Annotated in this window: 1 protein-coding gene; it reads right to left on the bottom strand. The window is 62.2% G+C overall.

The features are described 5' to 3' along the window. Positions 1-1059 (bottom strand): hypothetical protein (locus HU806_RS26155; RefSeq protein WP_186615789.1); only part of this gene is annotated, 1059 nt, incomplete at both ends.

The following is a 1059-nucleotide window of genomic DNA, read 5'->3' as shown; positions in this document are numbered from 1 at the left end:
TCGGCTTGGCGTCCAGCAGATCGTCTTGGGCGAGGGCTTGCACAGCCAGGGTAAGTGGCTCTGACGGCGGCGACTCCTTGCCGCCGCGGGTCACGGTGTAAGTCACCGTCACCGAACGGTCCAAGTTGTAGGCGATCACGCGAACCGGAAGATCAATTTCTCGGTTGGCAGGCAGATCGCTTATCGGCGTGGTGTCGGAGCCTGCCCCGGCTGTACCGGCCCAGGTCACACTGACCTTATCGCCCGGCTGGACACCGTAATCCGGAATCTCCACGGTCAGGGCATCCTTGGCCGCCACTGGATTTAATTGCTGGTTGGGCGCAGTACCGGCGGCCTGTTTGACGCTTGGCGCAGTCAAATCCATGGCCGCACCAATTCTTATCGGTAAGATTTCCGACGCACTGGTCCCGCCTCCAACCCGCTTGACCCAATACATCGCCCGCACCGTGCCATCGCGGTTGCCCTCGATCAACGCGGTGCTGATGGCGAATGGGACGTCTTGGGTCTCGGTAGATTCAGTGACCGGAATCGAGTCCAGGTACCGGCCGGTGTTCGAGCCCCACCACAAGATATGCACCCGGTCGCCGGCCTTTTGTCCACTGTATTGGCGCACGATCAAGCGCGTTCCGGTCGGTTTGTCCGCCGGGTCCAGTACCCCGTCGCTCTCGCCCTCGACCACCGGCAGCGGCAGTTCGGCCTGGGGAGTGCCGATGTTCAGCAGGTCGGCGTGCAGCGATTCATCTTCGATGACTTCCCGGCTCACCGCATCGCGCAACAGCTTGTAGTACAGATCGAGGGTACCGTCATTAATAGCGGTGAGGTGCTCGCCGGCCACGACGATTTCGATCGGCACCAGCCCCTCCGCTTCGTTCGTGGTGATCGAGTGCGATGGGAGAACGGGTTGATAGGGCGTGCCGTTCGCCTGGGTGCCGTTCCAGACCAACACAATCACATTGCCTGCTTCCATTGCCGGATCCAGCGCAATCTCGATCGTTGTGCTCGGCAGTTGCGGGTCGAGCGTGCCGGCGATCTCGTCCAGCGGGATCGGCGCCGCCAGGG

The sequence above is a fragment of the Pseudomonas sp. SWRI154 genome, assembly GCF_014268645.1.
Classification (GTDB): Bacteria; Pseudomonadota; Gammaproteobacteria; order Pseudomonadales; family Pseudomonadaceae; genus Aquipseudomonas; species Aquipseudomonas marvdashtae.
This window is presented reverse-complemented; position numbering and strand designations above follow the sequence as displayed.